The sequence below is a fragment of the Desulfuromusa kysingii genome, from assembly GCF_900107645.1.
GTDB classification, from domain to species: Bacteria; Desulfobacterota; Desulfuromonadia; order Desulfuromonadales; family Geopsychrobacteraceae; genus Desulfuromusa; species Desulfuromusa kysingii.
The window spans coordinates 351,445-372,160 of record NZ_FNQN01000002.1 but is presented as its reverse complement, the minus strand read 5'-3'; the positions used below and the strand labels follow the sequence as shown (position 1 = coordinate 372,160).

The 20,716-nt window shown below is 48.7% G+C and carries 19 protein-coding genes and 1 riboswitch; of the genes, 13 read left to right on the top strand and 6 right to left on the bottom strand.

What is annotated here, in order from left to right; all coding sequences use genetic code 11:
* The first annotated feature begins 49 nt into the window (after positions 1 to 49).
* The gene (locus BLU87_RS04860; RefSeq protein ID WP_092345267.1) at positions 50 to 1,675 is read left to right on the top strand and encodes an ABC-F family ATP-binding cassette domain-containing protein; all 1,626 of its coding nucleotides are present in this window, start codon (positions 50 to 52) and stop codon (positions 1,673 to 1,675) included.
* A 37-nt stretch (positions 1,676 to 1,712) separates the two neighbouring features.
* Here BLU87_RS04860 and BLU87_RS04855 read toward each other — a convergent pair whose 3' ends face one another.
* The 4 genes from BLU87_RS04855 to BLU87_RS04840 are packed head-to-tail and all read right to left on the bottom strand — an operon-like array spanning position 1,713 to position 7,367.
* Entirely contained in the window at positions 1,713 to 2,642 is a 930-nt protein-coding gene (locus BLU87_RS04855) for a hypothetical protein (RefSeq protein ID WP_092345265.1), read from the bottom strand.
* Positions 2,643 to 2,663: 21 nt separating this feature from the next.
* The gene (fusA, locus tag BLU87_RS04850; protein WP_092345263.1) at positions 2,664 to 4,730 is read right to left on the bottom strand and encodes an elongation factor G; all 2,067 of its coding nucleotides are present in this window, start codon (positions 4,728 to 4,730) and stop codon (positions 2,664 to 2,666) included.
* Positions 4,731 to 4,753: 23 nt separating this feature from the next.
* Positions 4,754 to 6,562 carry a TIGR04442 family protein gene (locus BLU87_RS04845; protein WP_175498265.1) on the bottom strand — a complete coding sequence of 603 codons (1,809 nt, stop codon included), beginning with the start codon at positions 6,560 to 6,562 and terminating at the stop codon, positions 4,754 to 4,756.
* 13 nt (positions 6,563 to 6,575) lie between these two features.
* Entirely contained in the window at positions 6,576 to 7,367 is a 792-nt protein-coding gene (locus BLU87_RS04840) for a GPMC system MBL fold metallohydrolase (protein ID WP_092345259.1), read from the bottom strand.
* Between the two features lie 122 nt (positions 7,368 to 7,489).
* On the opposite strand from BLU87_RS04840, the gene BLU87_RS04835 reads away from it, so the two are divergent.
* The gene (locus tag BLU87_RS04835) at positions 7,490 to 7,669 is read left to right on the top strand and encodes a hypothetical protein (RefSeq protein ID WP_092345257.1); all 180 of its coding nucleotides are present in this window, start codon (positions 7,490 to 7,492) and stop codon (positions 7,667 to 7,669) included.
* Positions 7,670 to 7,674: 5 nt separating this feature from the next.
* On the opposite strand, the gene metX is transcribed toward BLU87_RS04835, so the two are convergent.
* On the bottom strand, positions 7,675 to 8,787 hold the full coding sequence (gene metX / locus BLU87_RS04830; RefSeq protein ID WP_092345255.1) for a homoserine O-acetyltransferase MetX: 1,113 nt from the start codon (positions 8,785 to 8,787) through the stop codon (positions 7,675 to 7,677).
* 97 nt (positions 8,788 to 8,884) lie between these two features.
* Positions 8,885 to 9,009: riboswitch (SAM riboswitch) on the bottom strand.
* 344 nt (positions 9,010 to 9,353) lie between these two features.
* On the bottom strand, positions 9,354 to 9,794 hold the full coding sequence (locus BLU87_RS04825; protein ID WP_092345253.1) for an RrF2 family transcriptional regulator: 441 nt from the start codon (positions 9,792 to 9,794) through the stop codon (positions 9,354 to 9,356).
* Positions 9,795 to 9,940: 146 nt separating this feature from the next.
* Between BLU87_RS04825 and gluQRS the strand changes: the two genes are divergently transcribed.
* From gluQRS to hisH, 11 genes are all read left to right on the top strand, one after another.
* Entirely contained in the window at positions 9,941 to 10,867 is a 927-nt protein-coding gene (gene gluQRS, locus BLU87_RS04820; protein WP_245706372.1) for a tRNA glutamyl-Q(34) synthetase GluQRS, read from the top strand.
* A gap of 83 nt (positions 10,868 to 10,950) precedes the next feature.
* Positions 10,951 to 11,727: a hypothetical protein gene (locus BLU87_RS04815; RefSeq protein WP_092345251.1), complete on the top strand. Its 777-nt coding sequence runs from the start codon at positions 10,951 to 10,953 to the stop codon at positions 11,725 to 11,727.
* A gap of 407 nt (positions 11,728 to 12,134) precedes the next feature.
* A complete protein-coding gene (gene rho / locus BLU87_RS04810) occupies positions 12,135 to 13,382 on the top strand; it encodes a transcription termination factor Rho (protein WP_092345249.1) in 1,248 nt (415 codons plus the stop codon).
* Positions 13,383 to 13,591: 209 nt separating this feature from the next.
* Positions 13,592 to 13,795 carry a 50S ribosomal protein L31 gene (gene rpmE, locus BLU87_RS04805; RefSeq protein ID WP_092345247.1) on the top strand — a complete coding sequence of 68 codons (204 nt, stop codon included), beginning with the start codon at positions 13,592 to 13,594 and terminating at the stop codon, positions 13,793 to 13,795.
* Positions 13,796 to 13,863: 68 nt separating this feature from the next.
* The gene (gene prfA, locus BLU87_RS04800) at positions 13,864 to 14,931 is read left to right on the top strand and encodes a peptide chain release factor 1 (RefSeq protein ID WP_092345245.1); all 1,068 of its coding nucleotides are present in this window, start codon (positions 13,864 to 13,866) and stop codon (positions 14,929 to 14,931) included.
* Between the two features lie 115 nt (positions 14,932 to 15,046).
* Positions 15,047 to 15,934, top strand: coding sequence for a peptide chain release factor N(5)-glutamine methyltransferase (prmC, locus tag BLU87_RS04795; RefSeq protein WP_092345243.1), 888 nt, complete (start codon positions 15,047 to 15,049; stop codon positions 15,932 to 15,934).
* A gap of 15 nt (positions 15,935 to 15,949) precedes the next feature.
* A complete protein-coding gene (gene murA, locus BLU87_RS04790) occupies positions 15,950 to 17,203 on the top strand; it encodes a UDP-N-acetylglucosamine 1-carboxyvinyltransferase (RefSeq protein WP_092345241.1) in 1,254 nt (417 codons plus the stop codon).
* A gap of 157 nt (positions 17,204 to 17,360) precedes the next feature.
* Positions 17,361 to 18,023 carry an ATP phosphoribosyltransferase gene (hisG, locus tag BLU87_RS04785; RefSeq protein ID WP_092345239.1) on the top strand — a complete coding sequence of 221 codons (663 nt, stop codon included), beginning with the start codon at positions 17,361 to 17,363 and terminating at the stop codon, positions 18,021 to 18,023.
* Positions 18,024 to 18,041: 18 nt separating this feature from the next.
* A complete protein-coding gene (hisD, locus tag BLU87_RS04780) occupies positions 18,042 to 19,331 on the top strand; it encodes a histidinol dehydrogenase (RefSeq protein ID WP_175498276.1) in 1,290 nt (429 codons plus the stop codon).
* A gap of 41 nt (positions 19,332 to 19,372) precedes the next feature.
* Complete coding sequence (gene hisB, locus BLU87_RS04775) at positions 19,373 to 19,963, top strand: imidazoleglycerol-phosphate dehydratase HisB (RefSeq protein WP_092345235.1); 591 nt, start codon at positions 19,373 to 19,375, stop codon at positions 19,961 to 19,963.
* A 129-nt stretch (positions 19,964 to 20,092) separates the two neighbouring features.
* Entirely contained in the window at positions 20,093 to 20,716 is a 624-nt protein-coding gene (gene hisH / locus BLU87_RS04770; RefSeq protein WP_092345233.1) for an imidazole glycerol phosphate synthase subunit HisH, read from the top strand.

Here is a 20,716-nt window from a genome sequence, read left to right as displayed (position 1 = left end):
TGTGTCCAACATGTTACCTGAACAAGATTTTTGGCTTGCAAGGAGTCCCATGATTCATCTCACTGATATAACAAAACAGCACGGTAACCGGATACTGTTCAAAAATGCCGGTTTTCAAATCCTACCCGGCAGTCGCACTGGCCTGGTTGGTCCAAATGGCGCGGGGAAGTCGACTATCTTTCGTTTGATTACCGGGGAAGAGTCTCTGGATGGTGGCGAAATTTCGTGCGCAAAAAAGACCGTCATCGGATATTTTTCGCAGGATGTTGGTGATATGTCAGGCCGGAGCGCACTGGAGGAGGTGGTTGCTGCCTCGGAGGTCACGGTCGCTCTTGGCGCACAGATTCGCAAAATGGAAGCGCAGATGTGTGATCCTTTAGCCGAGGATGAGATGACTCAGTTATTGGAGCGCTATGGGGAAGTCCAGCAAGAGTTTGAACATCGCGGTGGCTATGATCTGGAATCTCGCGCTCAGGCGGTTCTGACGGGCCTGGGTGTGGGGCCAGGGGATTATGATCGTGCGGTTGAGAGTTTCAGCGGGGGGTGGAAAATGCGGATTGCGCTGGCGCGGATTTTAACTTTGAATCCCGATGTGCTGCTCCTTGATGAGCCGACGAACCACCTCGATGTTGAGTCGATTGTCTGGCTGGAAAACTGGCTTGTAGAAGAATATCAAGGTGCTCTGGTGATGACCAGCCATGACCGGGATTTTATGAATCGTCTGGTCGATAAAATCGTTGAAGTTGGCCATGGCATGATTACCAGTTATGCTGGAAACTATGATTTCTACTTGCGTGAGCGAGAAATAAGACGCGAACAGCTGATCGCCAGTCATAAACGACAGCAGGATATGCTTGCAAAAGAAGAAGAGTTCATCGCCAAGTTTGCAGCACGGGCTTCACATGCCGCGCAAGTTCAGTCGCGGGTGAAGAAACTGGAGAAGATCGAAAGGATTGAACTGCCACCAGAGCAGAAGGTTGTCAAATTTGAGTTTGCCACGCCACCGCGTAGTGGTGATGATGTCATCGCAATTCAGTCTCTTGGGAAGACCTGGCCGCAGGATGATGGTGGTGAAAAATCGGTGTTTTCCGGGATTTCAGGAATGGTGTCCCGGGGCGACAAGATTGCGGTGGTCGGGGTCAATGGTGCGGGAAAGTCAACTTTTCTCAAAACTCTTTCCGGGTTAACGAAACCGACAACAGGGTCTGTGACCATAGGCGCCAATATCTTTCCGGGCTATTTCAGCCAGCACTCGATGGAAGTCCTCAATCCCCAGAGAACCGTATTTGAGACGGTTCAGGATGCCTTGCCGCAGCAAACGGTGGGGGTGCTACGGAATCTTTGTGCCGCGTTTCTGTTTCAGGGGGATGATGTCGATAAGCGGGTCGATAAGCTCTCCGGTGGAGAGAAGTCACGACTGGTCCTGGCAACGCTACTGGGGCGGCCTCTTAACCTCTTGATTCTGGATGAACCAACCAATCATCTAGATATTCAGTCACGCGAAGTTCTGTTACAGGCGTTGCGAGGTTTTACCGGAACATTACTATTGGTGAGTCACGATCGCCATTTTCTTCGTTCGCTGGTAGACCGGGTGTTTGAGATCGACCACGGGAAGATGGTTCCTTACGAAGGGGGATATGAATACTATCTACAAAAGACGGGGGTTGTTCATTGAATGGTCTTCTCTGGCCGTCCCTTTTGTCCCGTACATATTATGACCGTGCGGTTTTAGAACCCGCTATTTTTTTGCCCAGCGTCTGTTCAACCTGTGGCAGCAGTGACATCCCGGTCAGCACTTTAAAAAAACGGAAAATGCCCCAGAGAAAAGCCAGCGGCAGGATCACTGTGTTGAGGAGGAAGACGACAAGCAGGTCCAGAAAGTTGTCGATCATCTGCGTACTGCGTTCAGTCATCCAGGATTGAATCCGTGCAAAATCAATCGCCAGTTCGGCCTGCTTAAGGTGCGCGGTAAACTGTTGCCACCATCCTTCGGTTGTGGGAGCGTCTGGAGTGGTTTCAATCTGTTGTAACTCCGTATTGGTCGCGGCGATAGAGTGGCTGGCAACGGTATAACGCTCAGCTAGAAAATAGTCATAGGTTGTCTGGTTGAGAGCTGCTGTCAACGGCACGGCAAAGCGGACGATGATGGCAAGAAAGAGAAGTCGTTTACCTAAAGAGGCGAGATCAAGACGGATCCAGTTGCCCAGCCAAAGGCCTGCCAACCACAACAGTAATGCACTGCTGGCGATGACTTCAATCCCTAGCCAAGGGCTGGCTTCAAGCAGAAAACGTTGCACTCCAAGTGATGAGAGCGCAACCAGCATCACCCAGGAGAAGCGCTCTACCATATCATTGAGGGGATCAAGAATCTGTCCGAAGGCTAGATTTAAACCAACCCCTGCGGGAGAAACCGCCACTTCCGATTCCTGGATGACCGAGATCACCCCGTTCGTGACCCGTGCCAGAGCAAAGCTAGCCAGCGCCCGTGTCAGTGAAGCTTCGATCTGCGTGGTTGCGGTGTTATCAATCTGTTTAAATAATGGGTTTTCAAAGACGACTGATCGTAACGGTGCGAGAACGATCACCAGAAACAGAGCAATCAAAATCAAGCTGGTCAGAATCTTCCGTCGGTCTTTCAACATGATTTTTGTCCTCGATGCGGCTTAAGTGGCACCAAATCTTTTTAACGTTTCCGGTGGTGCTTGATCGAAGTGGGAAAATTCCATGGTGAAACTTCCCTGTCCCTTGGTTGCGCTGCGCAGTTCAGTCATATAACCGAACATCTCTAATAGCGGGACCGTGGCGCGAATGAAATCCTGCCCAGGCCGGGATGTGATACCCTCCACCTGACCCCGTTTTTGATTTAGACTGCTCATCACTCGACCCGTATAATCGGATGGCGAAACCAATTCCAACGCCATGACCGGTTCCAGAAGCGTCGGTTTCGCACTCTTTAGTGCCACTCTTATGGCTTTATTGATCGCCGTTGAAATGCCAAGGTCGGTGGTTTTATTACTGCTATAGGGGGCTTCAACCAGGCTCAATTGCAGATCTGTCAGAGGATAACCAGCAATTTGTCCGGATTGACAAGCGATGGTCAACTTATCTCTGATCAGATCGGCAAGCTCAGGAGGCCAATCGCTCAGGATCTGTTCCGGGACATCAATATGCAACCCACTTTTTCGGACGGTTGGATTGATCCTGATTGTCACTTCGCCATGGTGGATCCTGCCGTCAATTTCGCGTTCGAAAACTTCATGTTGCTCTGCGGCACAGCGGACAGTCTCGCGATAAACGACCTGTGGTCGGCCGGTTTGAGTTGCGACGCCAAAGTCCGCTTTCAACCGCTGCACAACAACCTCCAAGTGCAACTCTCCCATCCCAGTCAAGAGTGTCTGTCCGGTTTCTGGATCTTCGGTGACGTGGAAGGTGGGATCTTCCCACTGTAGCTTTTCTAATGCCAGCGGCAGTTTGTCACGGTCATCAACCGTTTTTGCTTCAATCGCCAATGAGACCACCGGTTCTGGATATTCAAGCCCTGCTAATCGCAAAGGGAAGTCAGGGAGACTGATGGTGTCGCCGGTGAGGACATTTTTTAAACCCGTTGCGGTGACAATATCTCCGGCAGCTGCTGAACTTATTCTCTGGCGTTTGTGCGCGTGCATGCGGAACAGGCGGGCGACTTTTTCGGTTTCCAGAGTGCGACTGTTATAGACGACATCGCCAGGGGCAAGGCTACCGGAATAGATGCGTAGATAGCTGAGCTTTCGCCCTTCATCGGAGATCACCTTGAACGCCAGCGCACACAGGTTTGCTGCCGGATCGGTGGTGATCTGGCACCGCTCTTGTTTATCAATGCGGAGCGCTGGAGATGCTGGTATTTCAAGAGGCGAGGGGAGCAGGGCGCAGATCATGTCGAGTAAAGGCTGAATCCCTTTATTGCGAAGAGCGGACCCCAACAGCACTGGAAAGATGTCACAGTTGATGACCCCTTTACGTAACGCGGGAAGAATTCTCTCTGCCGCAACTTCTTTGCCATTGAGAAAATCATCGAGGATGGAATCATCAAAGTCGGCAGCGGCTTCGATGATTTTATCACGCTGTTGCCGGGCCGTCTCTCTCATTTCTTCTGGAATTTCACCGGTGACGAGGGTCTTTCCTTGGTCATCATCGGCAAATAAAATGGTGGTTTCGGCAAGCAGATCGATCACCCCATGAAAGTTCTCTTCGCTCCCTAAGGGGAGTTGTAACAGCAACGGGGTGGCGTCAAGCTTTTTGATCATCGATTCCAGAACCTGCTGATGGTCGGAGCCAACCCGATCCATTTTATTGATCAGACAAATACGGGGAACCTGGTAGCGACTGGCTTGCCGCCAAACCGATTCACTCTGGGGTTGAACCCCTTCTACGGCGCTGAAGATGGCAACCGCACCATCAAGCGCTCGCAGAGAACGCTCTACCTCGATGGTAAAGTCGATGTGACCAGGAGTGTCGATGAGGTTGAAGGTGTAATCCTGCCACTGGCAGGTTGTGGCGGTGGCGGTAATGGTTATCCCCCGCTCCTGTTCTTGCTCCATCCAGTCCATAACGGCCAGACCGTCGTGAACTTCTCCCATTTTGTGGATTTCTCCAGCATAGAAGAGGATACGTTCTGAGACCGTGGTTTTGCCCGCATCAATGTGGGAGATGATACCGAAGTTACGCACCTTGTGAAGGTCAGAGTGTGCCATGAAAAGTCTCCCCTTCTTGAAAATTAAATCGCTCCAGCGCGAAGCTTGCGCAAATGCTCCAGAGAAAGTTGGTTGAGAGTAAAGTATTCACGTTCCAGTTCTTCTATGTAAAAGTGATCCAACCCGCTGTTAGCGAAAAAGTCATGACGTAAGGCAATATTATTGTTGGCAATAATCTCAGGGAGCAGTTGCCGTAAATAGAGCGCCTCTTTCTTGATGTCGTGGATCACCGTTTGAAACAGTTGTGGATCAAGAGGCTTGTTGATTATACCACGTATCAGCAGTTCATCATTCAGTTCAGCATAAAGTTCATCCTGTTCAGAATGAGTATTGTAGCGTGAATAACGGGTGCGGATATGGTCTTTGGCATGGTTGAGGACGATGCCGTAGAGTTTTTCTCTGGCATCGATAACTTTTAATTCGGCGGCTAACCTTTTAACTGTCACAATGCCGGCGGCAACTTCTTCCAGGCCTTTTCTGAGGCAAACCAGTTTCTGACGTCCAAACCGACCCAGATAGTGATTATGGATGATATCCACAAAAAAGAGTTTGTCAAACAGTCCACGGACCAGGTTGTTGAATTCTTGTCGACTGGTCAGCAGGTTTTGCAGCAGTTCTTCTGTCGGGCAGTAACTTTCCATGAAGGCAATCTGACTGATATTTGTTGAGGTGCTGTCGTAACGGTCAAAAAGGGTGATGATCGTGGAAAAGTCTTCTAACAATGATAATTGTGCTCCGTCCCGTATTTGTTCGTCGAACAGCTGTCCGGTTTCCAACAGGAGTTTTTCAAAACTGTGATCATGGTTGCGGCGGGCCTGCTGCTTTGCAAACAATAGCTGGATTGTGTCTTTGTGACTAATTCCCTGACGTAGCAACAGGTCATGCAGAATATCTCGGGCGATGGCCGTGTATTCAGGTTCCTGGGCGGTGCTTTTAACTTGGGCTTTTAATTTTTTATCAAGCGCTTCCAAGAGAGATGACGGGATTTCATTGCGCATCGCAAGAGCTTTTAAGCGGGTCAACCGGGCGTGCTGTTGACGGTTGATATCCCCTTGCTGATAACATTCCACCAGGACCTTCTTGTAATCATCAATGATCTGGTAGTTATCGCGGTGCTGATACATAACATCAACGCAGATGCGCTCTTGCTGGTAAGGATCAAGTCCCAGGTTGTCGGCAAGCCCTTGGAGCGCAGCATGAGTATTTTTGGAGATCGATCGATTGCGATAATAGAGGGTCTGAAATTCTTTTTGGAAATGGTGGTGGTTGGTCTGCGATAATCGCACCAGGTAGATGGTACAGTTTTCCGGCAGTTGAGCCAGCAGCAACTCTGCCAGATTAGAGTCATCACGGCGGTTAAGGTTGGCGGTTCTCTTGAGAATCCTACCCAGACAGCGAAGAATTTTTTCCTGAATTTGACGGTGTGTTGGCTGTTTCAGTCCGCTGATAAAAAAGAAATAATTATTAATGGCATGTCCTTTGAGAAAGACATCCTTGTAACTCTGTTCACTGTGGTTCTGTTCGTTAATCTCCAGCTGTCCGGTTTGATTATATCCGGCACCAAGGAGGATCAAGCGGTTGAAGATCCCCTCCTTGCTCAGGTCCGAGACCGGTTGGTCGACCCCAAACATGTATTCGCAAAAGGTTCCCCCTGTTCCTGTCTGCTGAATCCCTGTCGGGCTGAGGATGATTTCGCTACCAGGGGCGAAAAAACGGAGATTCTGGTCGACGGCCTGAAAGAAATGGTGGTGCGCTGTTCGGCACCCGGCAGCGGTTGCGAAATATTCAATCTGTTTATTGATCTGCCCGTGTAAACGGAGTTCTGTGCTCATAGGGTTCTTGGTTTCATTTTGTAAGCTCAAGATGAAAGCTGCATTGTTGACCATCATGAGCCAGATTGATGCCGCTCGGCAGTTCCTGATCATGAACGCAATGATTCACTTCATGGCTGAGGTGAGTCAGCAGGGTTTGTTTTGCATTGATCTGCTGTGCCATTTCGATGGCCTGGGGAATATTGAAATGAGTATTGTGAGGCGAAAAGCGGAGTCCATCGAGAATCAGCAACTCCAGTCCTTGCAACATTTCAAGAGAATTTTGGGGGATAGCGTTGCAATCGGTTAGATAAGCAACCGGGCCACAACGATAGCCAAAGGTTTCCATCTGCCCATGTCGCATCGGGATAGGGACAATCTTCAGGCCGAACAGTTCAACCGCCTGATGAATCGGGTGGAGCTCCAGGTGCGGGATATAACTAAGGGGTTCAGATTGATTGAATATGTAGCTGAAGCTGTTTCTGACCGTTGTCAGCGTCTGTTCCGATCCGTAAAGTGGAATAGGTATTTTTGAGCGCGGATTGAAGCTGCGCAGATCATCTATTCCATGAACATGGTCAGCGTGACAGTGGGTATAGAAGACCGCTTCAATATGACAGATATTTTCACGTAATGCCTGTTGTCGCAGATCGGTTGAGGTATCAATCAGAATGTTGTATTTTCCATAACTGAGCAGTGCACTACAGCGGGTCCGCTGATTGTAAGGATGATTGGAAGTGCAGACCGCACAATGGCAGCCAATCACTGGAACTCCGGTACTGGTTCCCGAACCGAGAACGGTTATTTTGAGGGTATCTGCCTGCATTTTGATATCATCCAGAAGGTATGAACGCTGCGATTAATGATGTAAAGTAGCATTTTAACTGAGCTGTAGACAACAATTGTTTAGAAAATCTGCTCAGCTTGAGCTGTCCGTAGGGAGGGCCTATGACGGAAAAAAAACACTTTGGGATCAACAAACTTTGTCGCCGTTGTATCCGACAATGTAAGCAGCCCGATAGCATGGTTATGCTTGATTGTCCTCGGTTTCAACCCCGTCCGTTCAAGTCGGAAGAGTTGAAATTCAAGCAGCTGGATTTGTTTGATAAGAAGTCGGAGGACGAGTAGGGAGGTTAATTTAGCTGATCGAGAAATTCTTTTAATAGGGGGATATATTTTTCTGGTTCAACCAGAAATGAGTCGTGACCGTAATCGGAATCAATGAGATGGTAGTCAACCGTCTTGTTTAACCGTTGTAACTCTTCAACCAGCTCTTCTGTTTGTTGAGCAGGGTAAAGCCAGTCGGAATTAAATGCAAACCAGATGGATGGACACTGGACTCGTTCCAGCGCTTCACTCAGTGAATCAAAGTTCCAGGCAACATCATAGAGATCAAGGGCTTTTGCCAGATAGAGAAATGAGTTCGGATCAAACTGGTCGACAAAGTTCTTACCGTTATAGTCCAGGTAGCGTTCAACTTCAAACTTACCGAAAAAATCAAACATCCCGTCACGCACGGAAAAACGTCGCTCGAATTTTAACTGCATGGAAATATCAGACAAGAAAGAGATATGGCCGACTGCCCGTGCGAGTGAGAAGCCGTCAGCCGGGGGATGCTCCGGTTGGTAGTTTCCCTTCTTCCAGAGCGGGTCGTTAAAAATGGCTTGTCGAGCCAGAGCGTTCAGAGCAATGGCCATGGGTGCCGTCTTGCCGGTCCCGGCAATAGGGACAATAGCGCGAACCATGTCCGGGTAGTGGATGGCCCACTCAATCGCTTGCATTGCCCCCATGGAGCCACCAACGATTGCGGCCAGTGAGGTGATCCCCAGATGGTCAAGGAGCAGCTTTTGTGCGCGGACCATATCCCGGATCATGATAACGGGGAAACTCAGCCGATAAGGTTTCCGGGTCCGGGGATTGATGCTGGTCGGGCCTGTTGACCCTTTACAGGAGCCGATAGTATTGCTGGAGAGGATAAAGTAACGATTGGTGTCGAGAACTTTTCCTGGACCGATCATGTTATCCCACCAACCGGGCTTCCGATCTTCTTCGGAATGACGCCCTGCTGCGTGAGCATTGCCTGTCCAGGCGTGGGTCACCAAAATGACATTGGAGGCATCAGCGTTGAGTTCACCGTAGGTTTCATAGGCTAGCGTCAGAGGGCCGAGGAGACGCCCACTCTCAAGCCGGAGTTCGACATCGAATTCTGCATATTTTGTGGTTACAATGCCAACACTGTTATTCAAGTTCCATCCCCTGCAACAATTGCCAATAAAAAACGGCCCTTTCCGGTATCAGGAAAGGGCCGTTCAGATACAATGATTAAGCGTATCTCAGGCACAGTCCCCATCTGTCCCCGACGCGTAATGTGTACAGGGCAGGAATTGGCACCAACCCTCTCTTTTACCAAGAAATGTCGGTTGCCGTGGCTTCAAAGGGCCTTCTCCCTCCACCACTCTGGATAAAGACGTTGTTCATTTTCTTTTGAAAACTGACTCTATCTTACCCGTATGAGGTTTGTCAATTATTCCACAATGTCAGCATGGAGACGAGGGGGAGGGATCAAGTAAAATTAATTTTCCAGACCCTTTGACAGGGGTGTTTCTCATAGTAAAATGACAATAAGAAACGGTTATCTTACAGAAGACTGTGGCGGTCTTCTGCTTTTCCTTGAAGTCCTACCCCCTCTTGGACTTCAAGGTTTTTTTTGCCATATGAGTCGAAGTTGTCTGTTGAGGATAGATAGCAACAGAGGCAACAGCTTTGTCCTGCCCCTGTTGATTCAATCGGATTGAATTTTGCGAATAACAGGTTAGATGTTTCGATCTTTTAAAATTTTTATTTTCTCTTTTTCTCTGCGAACAAGGTCTGCAATTGTGTGATCATTTAGAATCTCAGCCATTTTTAATTGGGTGATCTGCCAGACTTCATGCGCTGAACAATAGCCATCACGATGACAGAATTCGGTATCAACAAGGCAATGATTTAATTTTAATTGACCTTCTTCAGCCTGAAGGATATCAAGCATAGTAATTTCATTCGGGTCTTTAGCCAATAAAAAACCACCGCCGACACCTCGCTGGGAACTGACGATGCCGGCTTTAATCAATGGCTGTAAGATCTTCGTCAGGAAGGCCGGAGTGACGTCCTGAGTGCGACAAATATCTTTCTTCAGTACGATCTCATTTGTTGGCTGTTGAGCCAGATAAAGGACTGTTCTTACTGCATATTCGGTAGCTCTTGTTATGACCACTTCTCACCTCCTAAAGATAACCCTATAGGTGATGAATACACCGAAGATGGATTGTTGTCAATGATCAGTTTTATTCTTGTCAGGCGTGCAGAGTGCTTGACTGTTGCTTCAGCTCTCGGCATCATCTCCTTGGTATGGAGAAAATATTGCAATTGAATCAAAGGTTTAAACCTGTTATCGGTCGCTTCGCGCCGAGCCCGACTGGCCCCTTACATTTTGGAACACTTTTAGCTGCTTTAGGGAGTTATTTGCTGGCAAAATGTTCCGGCGGGAGCTGGTTACTGCGAATTGAGGATCTCGATCCCCCTCGGGTTGTTCCTGGGGCTGCTGAGCGGATGATCCGGCTCATAGAATCGCTGGGTTTTGAGTGGGACGGTAAGATTCTCTATCAGAGTCAACGCTATGAGCGCTATCGACAAGTCCTCGCGCAGTTACGTGATCAGGGTCAGGTTTTTGATTGTTGCTGTACGCGGCGGGAAATTCTCGCAAGTGCTCCCCATCCAGAGGAAGAGGCCCCTGTTTATCCAGGGACTTGTAGGGAGGGGCTCCCCGTAGGTCGCGTTGGCCGGGCAGTGCGATTACGGGTGAGCAATGAAAACATCCATTTTGACGATGGCGTCTATGGGAGACAACAGCAAAATCTGGAAACTGACGTCGGTGATTTTATTCTCCACCGGGCCGATGGTTTGTTCGCCTACCAACTGGCAGTCGTCGTCGATGATATTGATACCGGGGTGACGCAGGTTGTCCGTGGTGCTGATTTGCTCTCATCTACGCCACGACAGATCCATCTGTATCGTTGTTTGCATGCTGCCATCCCTGACTATTTTCATTTACCGTTGGCGCTTGCTGATAATGGTAAAAAGTTGAGCAAACGTCATGGTGATGTGGGGCTGGTCTCAGAGGAAAACGGTGTATTCATGCTTTGTCAGGCGCTGGAGTTTCTTGGTCAAGCCCCTCCGGAAGCATTACTTTATCTGTCAACCAGAGAGGTTCTTCAGTGGGGGCTGGATAATTTTCAAGCCTCTGCCATTCCCGCAAAAAGTAGCAAAATAAGATTTTCTGCGAGCTGAGCTTTCATCCGATGAGTTCTTCTGTTAACCTCTTTTTGAAACAGTTTCCCCCTTCCAATTGAAAAGGATTCAGGAGGTTTAAGATGAAAAGAATGTTGTACGCTGGTCTGTTGATTATTTTTCTTGCGGGATGTGGAAGTGGCACGTTTCAGGTGCCTAAACAGGAATACCAGTCGCGTGTCCAGGTTTTAGGGGTTCTTCCCTTGTTGGTTGACACGAATAGTAATTTGAAATATCCACAAAGAGATAACCTGTTTGCCATTTTGACCCGTTCGGCAGAGGGAAAACATGAGTATCTGGTCGAAGCTTTGAAAGAGAAAAAGGGTTACTTTGATGTGCGCTCTCTGTCGGTCAGTCCAGAGCTAACCGCCCTTTCACTGTTGAGTGCCGGAAGTCCACATGACGAATCAGGACACCCGCTAGGGTATGCTTTTGATGCGACAACGGTTGCGGAAATAGCCCGAACAAATGTTCTTGATGCTGTCCTTGTCGTCGTCTTCTCAGGTGAGCAGATTGAAGAAACAAGACGTTCCCGAACCAAGTTAGAAACATTAACCACTCAGTTCAGCGATATCAGGGCAACCGCAGCAGTGGTTGATCGTCAAGGTCAAGTCCTATGGGAGCTGGCGGGGCCAGATAGTTTTCAGGCGCTGGTGCTTCAGTATGCAGATTTTGATGAGGCGTATTACAATAAAACCAACCTCGTGCGAGTGAAAAATGTTGATCTGTCTGGAGTCGAAAGATTTCTTGCTGAGACCCCGGACAAAAATGGGGTGGCGACGTTACCACGCATGTATCAGAATCTATTTTCAGATATCGCTTCTGGAATCAGCCCGAATTTATTCGATTCTTTGCGATAATCGGGTTTGAATGTGAAAAATAATTTATGCTTCACGGTCGTTCACGGTTGACATCGGGAGATAAAGCGGGTAAAAGCGGAGCTAACGAAAATACTTAAAGCGCCTACCCGCTCTATTTCCTGCTGATGACAGGTTTGAAGATATAATTCCTCAAAACAAAATAAATTCTGATAAAGCCATTCTTATATATAAAATAAAATTGTTACCGGAAAAAGAGTTCTACGATAACGAAAATATTATACCTGCCCCAAATTAAATCGGTCTCTGCTTGATACGATACTTATTCGCACGTAGGAATGCAGTCATTTGATCATTGTTACTTTTAATTGTTTCAACTTTCTTTTTATCTGCAGAGACCAAAACAACTTTCTGCATATGCCCTTTAGTAAAGGGCTGGAGAACCTTTTATGAACCTGAAAGATTTAAAAAAGACAAAAATAGCTGAGCTTATTGCCCTGGGTAAAGAGCTGAAATTGGAAGAAATTGGTGGTATGCGCAGACAGGATCTGATTTATTCAATCCTGAAGGCGACTGCTGCTCAGAAAAAAGCTATTTTTGGCGAAGGTGTATTGGAAATACTGCCCGATGGGTTTGGTTTTCTGCGCGCCCCGGATGCCAACTATCTGCCGGGCCCCGATGATATTTATATTTCTCCCTCCCAGATTCGACGTTTTGCTCTGCGTACCGGCGACACCGTCGCAGGGCAGATCAGACCGCCAAAAGAAGGTGAGCGTTATTTTGCCTTACTCAAGGTTGCAGAAGTCAACTTTGAAGACCCGGCGAAAATGCGTGACAAAACCTTCTTTGACAATTTGACCCCCTTATTTCCTGACGAACGACTGATCCTTGAAACCACCCCTGACAATCAGGCAACGCGAGTGATTGATCTGGCCGCTCCGATCGGTAAAGGTCAGCGTGGGATTATTGTCGCGCCACCACGGACAGGTAAAACTGTTCTGCTACAGAATATCGCTAATGCCATCTCTGTGAACCATCCAGAGGTTTACCTGATAGTCTTGTTGATTGATGAGCGTCCTGAAGAAGTGACCGACATGCTGCGTAACGTCAATGGCGAGGTTATCTCGTCAACGTTCGATGAACCGGCCAATCGTCATGTCCAGGTCGCTGAAATGGTTATTGAAAAAGCTCGGCGGCTGGTAGAACATAAACGCGATGTTGTGATTCTCCTTGATTCGCTGACCCGTCTTGCTCGTGCCTACAATACCATTGTCCCTTCCAGTGGCAAGATCCTCTCAGGTGGTGTCGATGCTCATGCTTTACATAAGCCTAAGCGCTTCTTTGGTGCGGCTCGGAATATTGAAGAGGGGGGGAGTTTGACTATTATTGCTACGGCGTTGATCGACACGGGTAGCAAGATGGATGAGGTTATCTTTGAGGAATTCAAAGGGACAGGGAACATGGAACTTCATCTTGATCGACGTTTGGCGGATAAGCGAACATATCCTGCCATGGATATTAATCGTTCTGGCACCCGGAAAGAAGATTTGCTGCTCACCGCCGCTCAGTTGCAGCGCATCTGGTTACTGCGCCGGGTTCTCTCATCGATGAATACCGTCGATAGTATGGAATTTTTACTGGAGAAGATGTCTGAAACTAAGACAAATCAAGAATTTTTGGATTCGATGAATCAATAATGGGATGCGAAGTTTGCCCCTTCTAACGGTGGCCTCGTTTTCGTCAATGTTAGTTTTGTCTGTCTCTTTGTCGTTGTAACATCTGCGGGGCAAGCTGGTTGGATAATTTCTCTTGCTCCAGATAGACAAAAGTGATATTTAAATGGTTTGTTTGAAATAAAAATACATAAGGTCTGTACAAAAGCCAGGCCGCTAAGGAGACAAAGAAGATGAAAGACGGCATCCATCCTGACTATAATGTCTGTTCCGTTCGCTGTGACTGCGGGAACACTTTTGAAACCAGATCAACGCTTAACAAAGAGATCCATACTGAAATTTGTTCTGCATGCCATCCGTTTTATACGGGCAAGCAGAAGCTGATTGATACCGCTGGTCGGATTGAGCGCTTCCGCAAAAAGTACGCCCAGAAATAATCGGGTAGAATTTAAAAAAGCGGCCCGATGGGGCCGCTTTTTTTTTGCTTACGATATGAAAGATCCCTATGTTTGCAAATTTGGAAGATGTTGTTGATCGTTTCCGTGAAGTTGAAGGGCTCCTCTCGGACCCTGCTATCATTTCGGATCAGAAGCGCTACCGCGAGTTGGCAAAAGAACACGCTGATCTCACCGAAGTGGTCAGTGTTTATGGCCAGTATCGGCACGTTTGCAATGATATAGAAGGAAACCGGGAGTTGTTGCAGGACAATGACCCCGAAATGAAAGAACTTGCCAAGGCAGAACTTCCTGAATTGGAGCGGCAGCAGGCTGAATTGGAAGAACAATTACGGCTGTTGCTCATCCCTAAAGATCCGAACGACGAAAAAAATATTATTCTGGAAATTCGTGCAGGGACTGGTGGTGACGAAGCTGCCCTGTTTGCGGCTGATCTGTTCCGTATGTATACCCGTTATGCTGATCGCAACCGTTGGAAGGTTGAGATGATGAATACTTCGGAAACTGATGGGGGTGGTTTCAAAGAGGTGGTTGCCTTGATCAGTGGCGAACGGGTTTATTCGCGACTGAAGTTTGAGAGTGGCACGCATCGTGTGCAGCGGGTTCCTGATACCGAAACACAAGGGCGCATCCATACTTCTGCCTGTACTGTGGCGGTGCTTCCTGAAGTTGAGGATGTCGATATCCAGATTAATCCTGCCGATCTGCGGATTGATCTCTACCGTTCTTCCGGTGCCGGTGGTCAGCATGTCAACAAAACCGAATCGGCCGTGCGTCTGACCCATATCCCGACGGGCGTTGTCGTCTCCTGTCAGGATGGAAAATCACAACATAAGAATAAAGCGCAAGCTATGAAAGTCCTCAAATCACGGATTTTTGATCAGATGCAAGCGGAACAGCAAGCTGAAATGGCCGCTGATCGGAAAACTCAAGTCGGGAGTGGTGATCGCAGTGAGCGCATCCGCACCTATAATTATCCCCAAGGGCGCTGTACCGACCACCGGATTGGATTGACTCTCTATAAACTTGACGCCATCATGCAGGGGGATGTCGATGAAATCCTTGATGCTTTGATTACGGACCAACAAGCATCACAGATGAGCCAACAAGGGAGCTAGTCATCGTGCCATCTGCTGATCTGTCAACTTTACCCTGCTGGGCTGTCTCTCATACTTTGTCGACTGCGGATCGCGTTGTTGGTGTCTGTATTCCTGTTTGTTGGCACCAACCGTTATGACGCAAAATTCTTTGACAGTGCCGGTAGAGCAGGAGAACAATGATCTCTGGACTTTGCTCCGGCTGTTACGTTGGGTCACCACCTACTTTACCGAAAAAGGGATCGACAGTCCGCGTCTGGACGCTGAGTTGTTGCTAGCGCATACACTGCAACTTGACCGGGTCGGCCTCTATCTGAACTATGATCGCCCTTTGCTTGCTGCTGAACTGGATAAAATTCGACCACTTGTCAAGCGACGCGGTCAGCGCGAACCACTGCAATATCTGCTTGGAACGACTGAGTTCTGGTCTCTTGAATTTGTCGTCACCCCAGCGGTTTTGATCCCGCGGGCCGATACCGAAATCCTCGTAGAAGAAGCCTTGAATCACACTGGCCCAGAGGGGCAATTGTTAGATGTTGGAACTGGCAGTGGAGCCATCGTTATCAGTCTGGCAAGCGAACGACCCACTTGGCAGATGACCGGTTTGGATATCTCTTCACCGGCGTTGGCAGTCGCGCAGAAAAATGTTGCAAGACATCAACTCGAGAAGAGAATCGAACTGCTGCAAGGAGATCTTGCCGAGTTGCCACAGCGACAATATGATTTAATTGTCTCCAATCCCCCTTATATTTCCAGGCAGGAGTGGGATGAGCTGATGCCAGAAGTGCGTTGTTTCGAACCGCAGTTGGCTTTATTGGCAGATAATGACGGTTTGGAGTGTTATCAGCAACTTGTGACTCAGGCGCAGACCCGATTAAACGCCCATGGTTGGTTGTTGGTTGAGATTGGTTACCAGCAAGCAGAAGCAGTCAAAAGCCTGTTTTTAGCTGCGGGGTTTAAAGATGTCTTTGTCCGAAAAGACTATTCCGGTCAACCACGTGTTGTTGGTGGTTGTTTATACTAAGAAAGCAGGATATTTTTGGAAAAAATAGTGATCAAAGGCGGTCATCCTCTGAATGGTGAAGTTCAGGTGAGTGGCGCTAAAAACTCAGCTCTCCCCTTGCTGTTTGCGACCCTATTGGCCGATGGTAACAGTGAAATCGGCAATGTTCCCAATCTGCGGGATATCAATACGGCAAGTAAATTACTGCGTGAACTTGGAGCTGAAGTCTCCATGGAGAATCATTGCTGCCGGGTTAATACCAAGTTGGTGCAGAGTATTGAAGCCCCCTATGATCTGGTCAAAACCATGCGCGCTTCGGTGCTGGTTCTTGGTCCTTTGTTGGCCCGCTTCGGGCAGGCTCGCGTCAGTCTTCCCGGAGGTTGTGCGATTGGTGCGCGACCGATCAATCTGCATCTCAAAGGGCTTGAAGCCCTTGGAGCCAAGATAGAGCTGGATCACGGTTATGTCGAAGCACGCGCAGATAAGCTGCGTGGGGCAAAAATATCATTCGATATGCCGACGGTGGGTGGAACCGAGAATCTGTTGATGGCAGCCGCTCTGGCCGAAGGTGAAACTGTCCTTGAAAATGCGGCGCGTGAGCCAGAAATTGTTCAGTTAGCCGATGCTCTGAAGAGTATGGGCGCAAAAATCGAAGGGGCCGGAACGGCCATTATCCGAGTTCAGGGAGTGAGTCAACTGCAACCGCTCAACTGTCAGGTGATTCCTGATCGGATTGAGGCGGGGACGTTTATGATCGCTGCGGCGATCACGGCAGGGAATGTCCTGGTGCATGGTGCGGTGCGAGCGGATCAAGAGGCCTTGATCAGCAAGTTGATTGAAGCTGGGGTGCAAATCATTCCAGAAGCCGATGGCTTAAGAGTCATCGGCCCGCAAAAACTGACCTCTGTTGATATCCGTACCAGCGTCTTTCCAGGATTTCCAACCGATATGCAAGCTCAGTTCATGGCCTTGATGATCAAGGCTGCAGGCTCAAGCAGGATTTCGGAGACGGTCTTTGAAAACCGTTTTATGCACGTCTGCGAGCTGCAACGGATGGGTGCTGATATTCAGATTGAAGGGCACAGTGCGATTATCCGAGGGGTTGATCAGATCACGGGTGCTCCGGTGATGGCAACCGATCTCCGTGCCAGTGCTTCGTTGATTCTGGCCGGTCTCGCTGCTGATAACACCACGGAGGTTTCGCGGATTTACCACCTTGATCGCGGCTACGAGAAGATTGAAACAAAACTGGCCGCATTGGGTGCTAAGGTCAGTCGAGAGCAGGAATAGCGAAGGTATCGTAAAAAAATCTGTGCTGCGGTATTATTGTGATTTTTGACACTCAGGATGGTGTCTGCGCTTTACCCTGGATAGAAGTCATATCTTCCAGAAGAAATATTTGCTTAACCCTCTTTGCAGTTATTTGAGAGAGAAAAAGGTATGAATAATGAATGATTGGATTACCTTCGCCTTGCCAAAAGGGCGAATTATGCAGGATTCGATGGAGCTATTTGCTCAAATCGGCATTACCTGCCCGGAGATGAGCGAAAAAAGCCGGAAGTTGGTTTTTGAAAACGCGGACCTTAAATTGCGTTTTATGGCGGTTCGGGCAACGGATGTCCCCACCTATGTCGAGTACGGTTGTGCCGATATCGGGGTTGTCGGTAAGGATACACTGCTGGAACAAGGGAAGAATCTCTACGAACCCCTGGATCTGAAGTTTGGCTATTGCCGCTTGGTGGTTGCTGAACCCAAGTCGATGCAGCAATCAGACAATCCCCTCAACTGGTCAAATATCCGGGTTGCGACCAAGTATCCGAATATCACCGAGAAGTATTTCGCTGCCAAAGGGGTGCAGGTCGAGTTGATTAAACTATATGGTTCTATTGAACTCGCGCCATTGGTGGGGTTGTCGGAACGAATCGTTGACCTGGTATCAACTGGCGGCACGCTTAAGGCCAATAATATGGTTGAAGTGGAAACCATCGCTGAGGTCACCAGTCGATTGATTGTCAATCGCGCCAGTCTAAAAACCAAACATGAGCGCATCAGCAAAATCATTGATGGTCTGGAAAAGGTTATTGGCGATGAGGTTAAAATATCTTTATAGGTTGTGGAGTTCCGTATGATGCGAATTTTAAAATTTAGTGATCCCGATTTCTCTGCACAGTTGCAACGGATTGAACAGCGGGCGGATGAGGTTCCCGACGTCATTGAGGAAACGGTCAAGACCATTATTGCCGATGTCAGAAAGCGCGGCGATGTCGCGTTGTTTGAACTGAGCGCCAAATTTGACCGGATTGATCTGACGGTTGAAACGATTGAGGTCAGTGCTGCTGAAATTGACACAGCATTGGCTGCCGTTAGTGACGAATCAATGGCAGGGTTACAACTGGCTGCTGACAGGATTGCAGCCTATCACGCGAAACAGAAGCAGGAAACCTGGCTGTCCACTGATGAAGATGATGTCCTCCTCGGGCAGATGGTGCGGCCATTGGATCGGGTTGGTATCTATGTCCCCGGTGGGAAAGCGGCTTACCCTTCTTCGGTGTTGATGAATGCTGTCCCTGCCAAAGTAGCCGGAGTTGCCGAAGTGATTATGGTGGTTCCGATGCCGGGGGGGGAAGTGAATCCCCATGTTCTGGCTGCGGCCAAGATTGCCGGTGTCGATCGAATCTTCAAGCTGGGTGGTGCTCAAGCTGTTGCCGCGCTGGCTTACGGAACAGCATCCGTACCCCGGGTCGACAAGATTACTGGACCGGGGAATATCTATGTCGCGATCGCCAAAAAACTGGTCTTCGGGCAGGTTGATATCGATATGATCGCCGGACCCAGTGAGATTCTGGTGATTAACGATGGGAGCGGGAATGCCGCTCATATTGCTGCGGACTTGTTATCTCAGGCTGAACACGATGAGTTAGCTTCGGCAATTCTGGTGACCAGTTCCGAGACGATGGCGATCGCGGTTCAGGACGAAGTTGAAAAACAACTGCAACAGCTGAGTCGGGAAACCATTGCCCGCCAATCGATTGATGATTTCGGGGCCATTATCCTCGCTGAAGATTTGTCTGAAGCGATTGAATTTTCAAATAGGATCGCCCCCGAGCATCTTGAACTGGCAGTTGATAACCCATTTGCGATTCTCTCCGCGATCCGCCACGCTGGTGCTATTTTTATGGGGCATCACACTCCGGAAGCTGCCGGGGATTACCTCGCCGGACCCAATCACACCTTGCCAACTGGCGGAACGGCCCGATTCTTTTCACCGCTGTCTCTGGATGATTTTGTTAAAAAATCGAGCATCCTCTCATTTACTGAAGGTGGATTGCAACGGCTCAGTCAAGAGATTATTCAGATTGCTGAACTGGAAGGGCTGGAAGCACACGCCAAGTCGGTTTCTATCCGCTTGAAGAAATAGCCGCCGGACAGACACGGGGTTGTCCGTACAGGAGAAAATATATGATCCGTACAGCAAAAATCAGTCGTGAAACCAAAGAGACCAACATCAGTATTGAACTGAATCTGGATGGCTCAGGGCAGCACCATATTGAGAGTCCGGTCCCATTTTTTAACCACATGCTCTCCGCCGTCGCGCGGCACGGATTTTTTGATTTGACCGTTCAGGCGACCGGCGACACGGAAATTGATGCCCACCATACGGTTGAAGATCTTGGCATTGTCCTCGGGGAGACGTTCAAGAAAGCCTTGGGAGACAAGTCTGGAGTCCGCCGCTTTGGACGTTCGACGATGCCCATGCATGAGGCTCTATCTTCGGTGGTTATCGATTTTTCCGGCCGACCTTTTCTGGTGTTTAATGTCGATCTGCCCAAAGCGAAGGTTGGCGATTTTGATACCGAACTGGTCGCGGAATTTTTTGTCGCCTTCTGTAACCATTCAGGGGCCAATATCCATGTCAATCTGGCTTATGGCGATAATCTGCACCATATCATTGAAGGGATTTTCAAGGCTTTTGGCCGCGCACTGGATGAAGCGACCGGGCTCGATCCTCGGATTCATGGAGTGTTGTCGACAAAAGGGAAACTGGAATAATGAAGCGGGACAATCTTTAACGCACAGACACTGAGAGGGAGAGACGCAGAGTTTATTTGTGACGATTGTATCTCCTTTCTCTGCGCCTCTTTGTTGGAAATTTTCCCACCTGCTGGAGTAAATAGCACGATGATTAATGTTATTGACTATGAAATGGGCAATCTGCGCAGCGTTGAAAAGGCTTTTGAACGCCTTGGATTCGAGGTGCGTGTGAGCGCTGATCCTAAAGATATCGAGACCGCAGATAAGGTTGTTTTGCCTGGCGTAGGAGCGTTCCGGGACTGTATTCATCATTTTCGCGATGGCGGTTTCGTTGAGCCGTTGCTGGCACATATTGATGCGGGAAAACCCTTGCTGGGGATCTGTGTCGGCATGCAGATGCTGTTTGACGAGAGTGAAGAGTTCGGTCGCCATCAGGGGTTAGGACTGATTCCTGGGAAAGTTGTCCGCTTTCCTTCGGGGATGGTGGAGAACAATGAACGTCTCAAGGTGCCGCACATGGGGTGGAATAATATCAACATTCAACAACAGTCCCCCCTTTTTGTTGGAACGGAGGATCAAAGTTTCGTTTATTTTGTCCACTCCTATTATTGTGACGCAGAAAATCACAGTGATATTGCAGCCAGTTGCCGTTATGGTGATATCGATTTTTGTGCATCCCTGTGGCGCGATAATATAATGGCAACCCAGTTTCATCCTGAAAAAAGTCAAGCCGTTGGACTGAACATATTTAAAAATTTTGGAGAATTATAA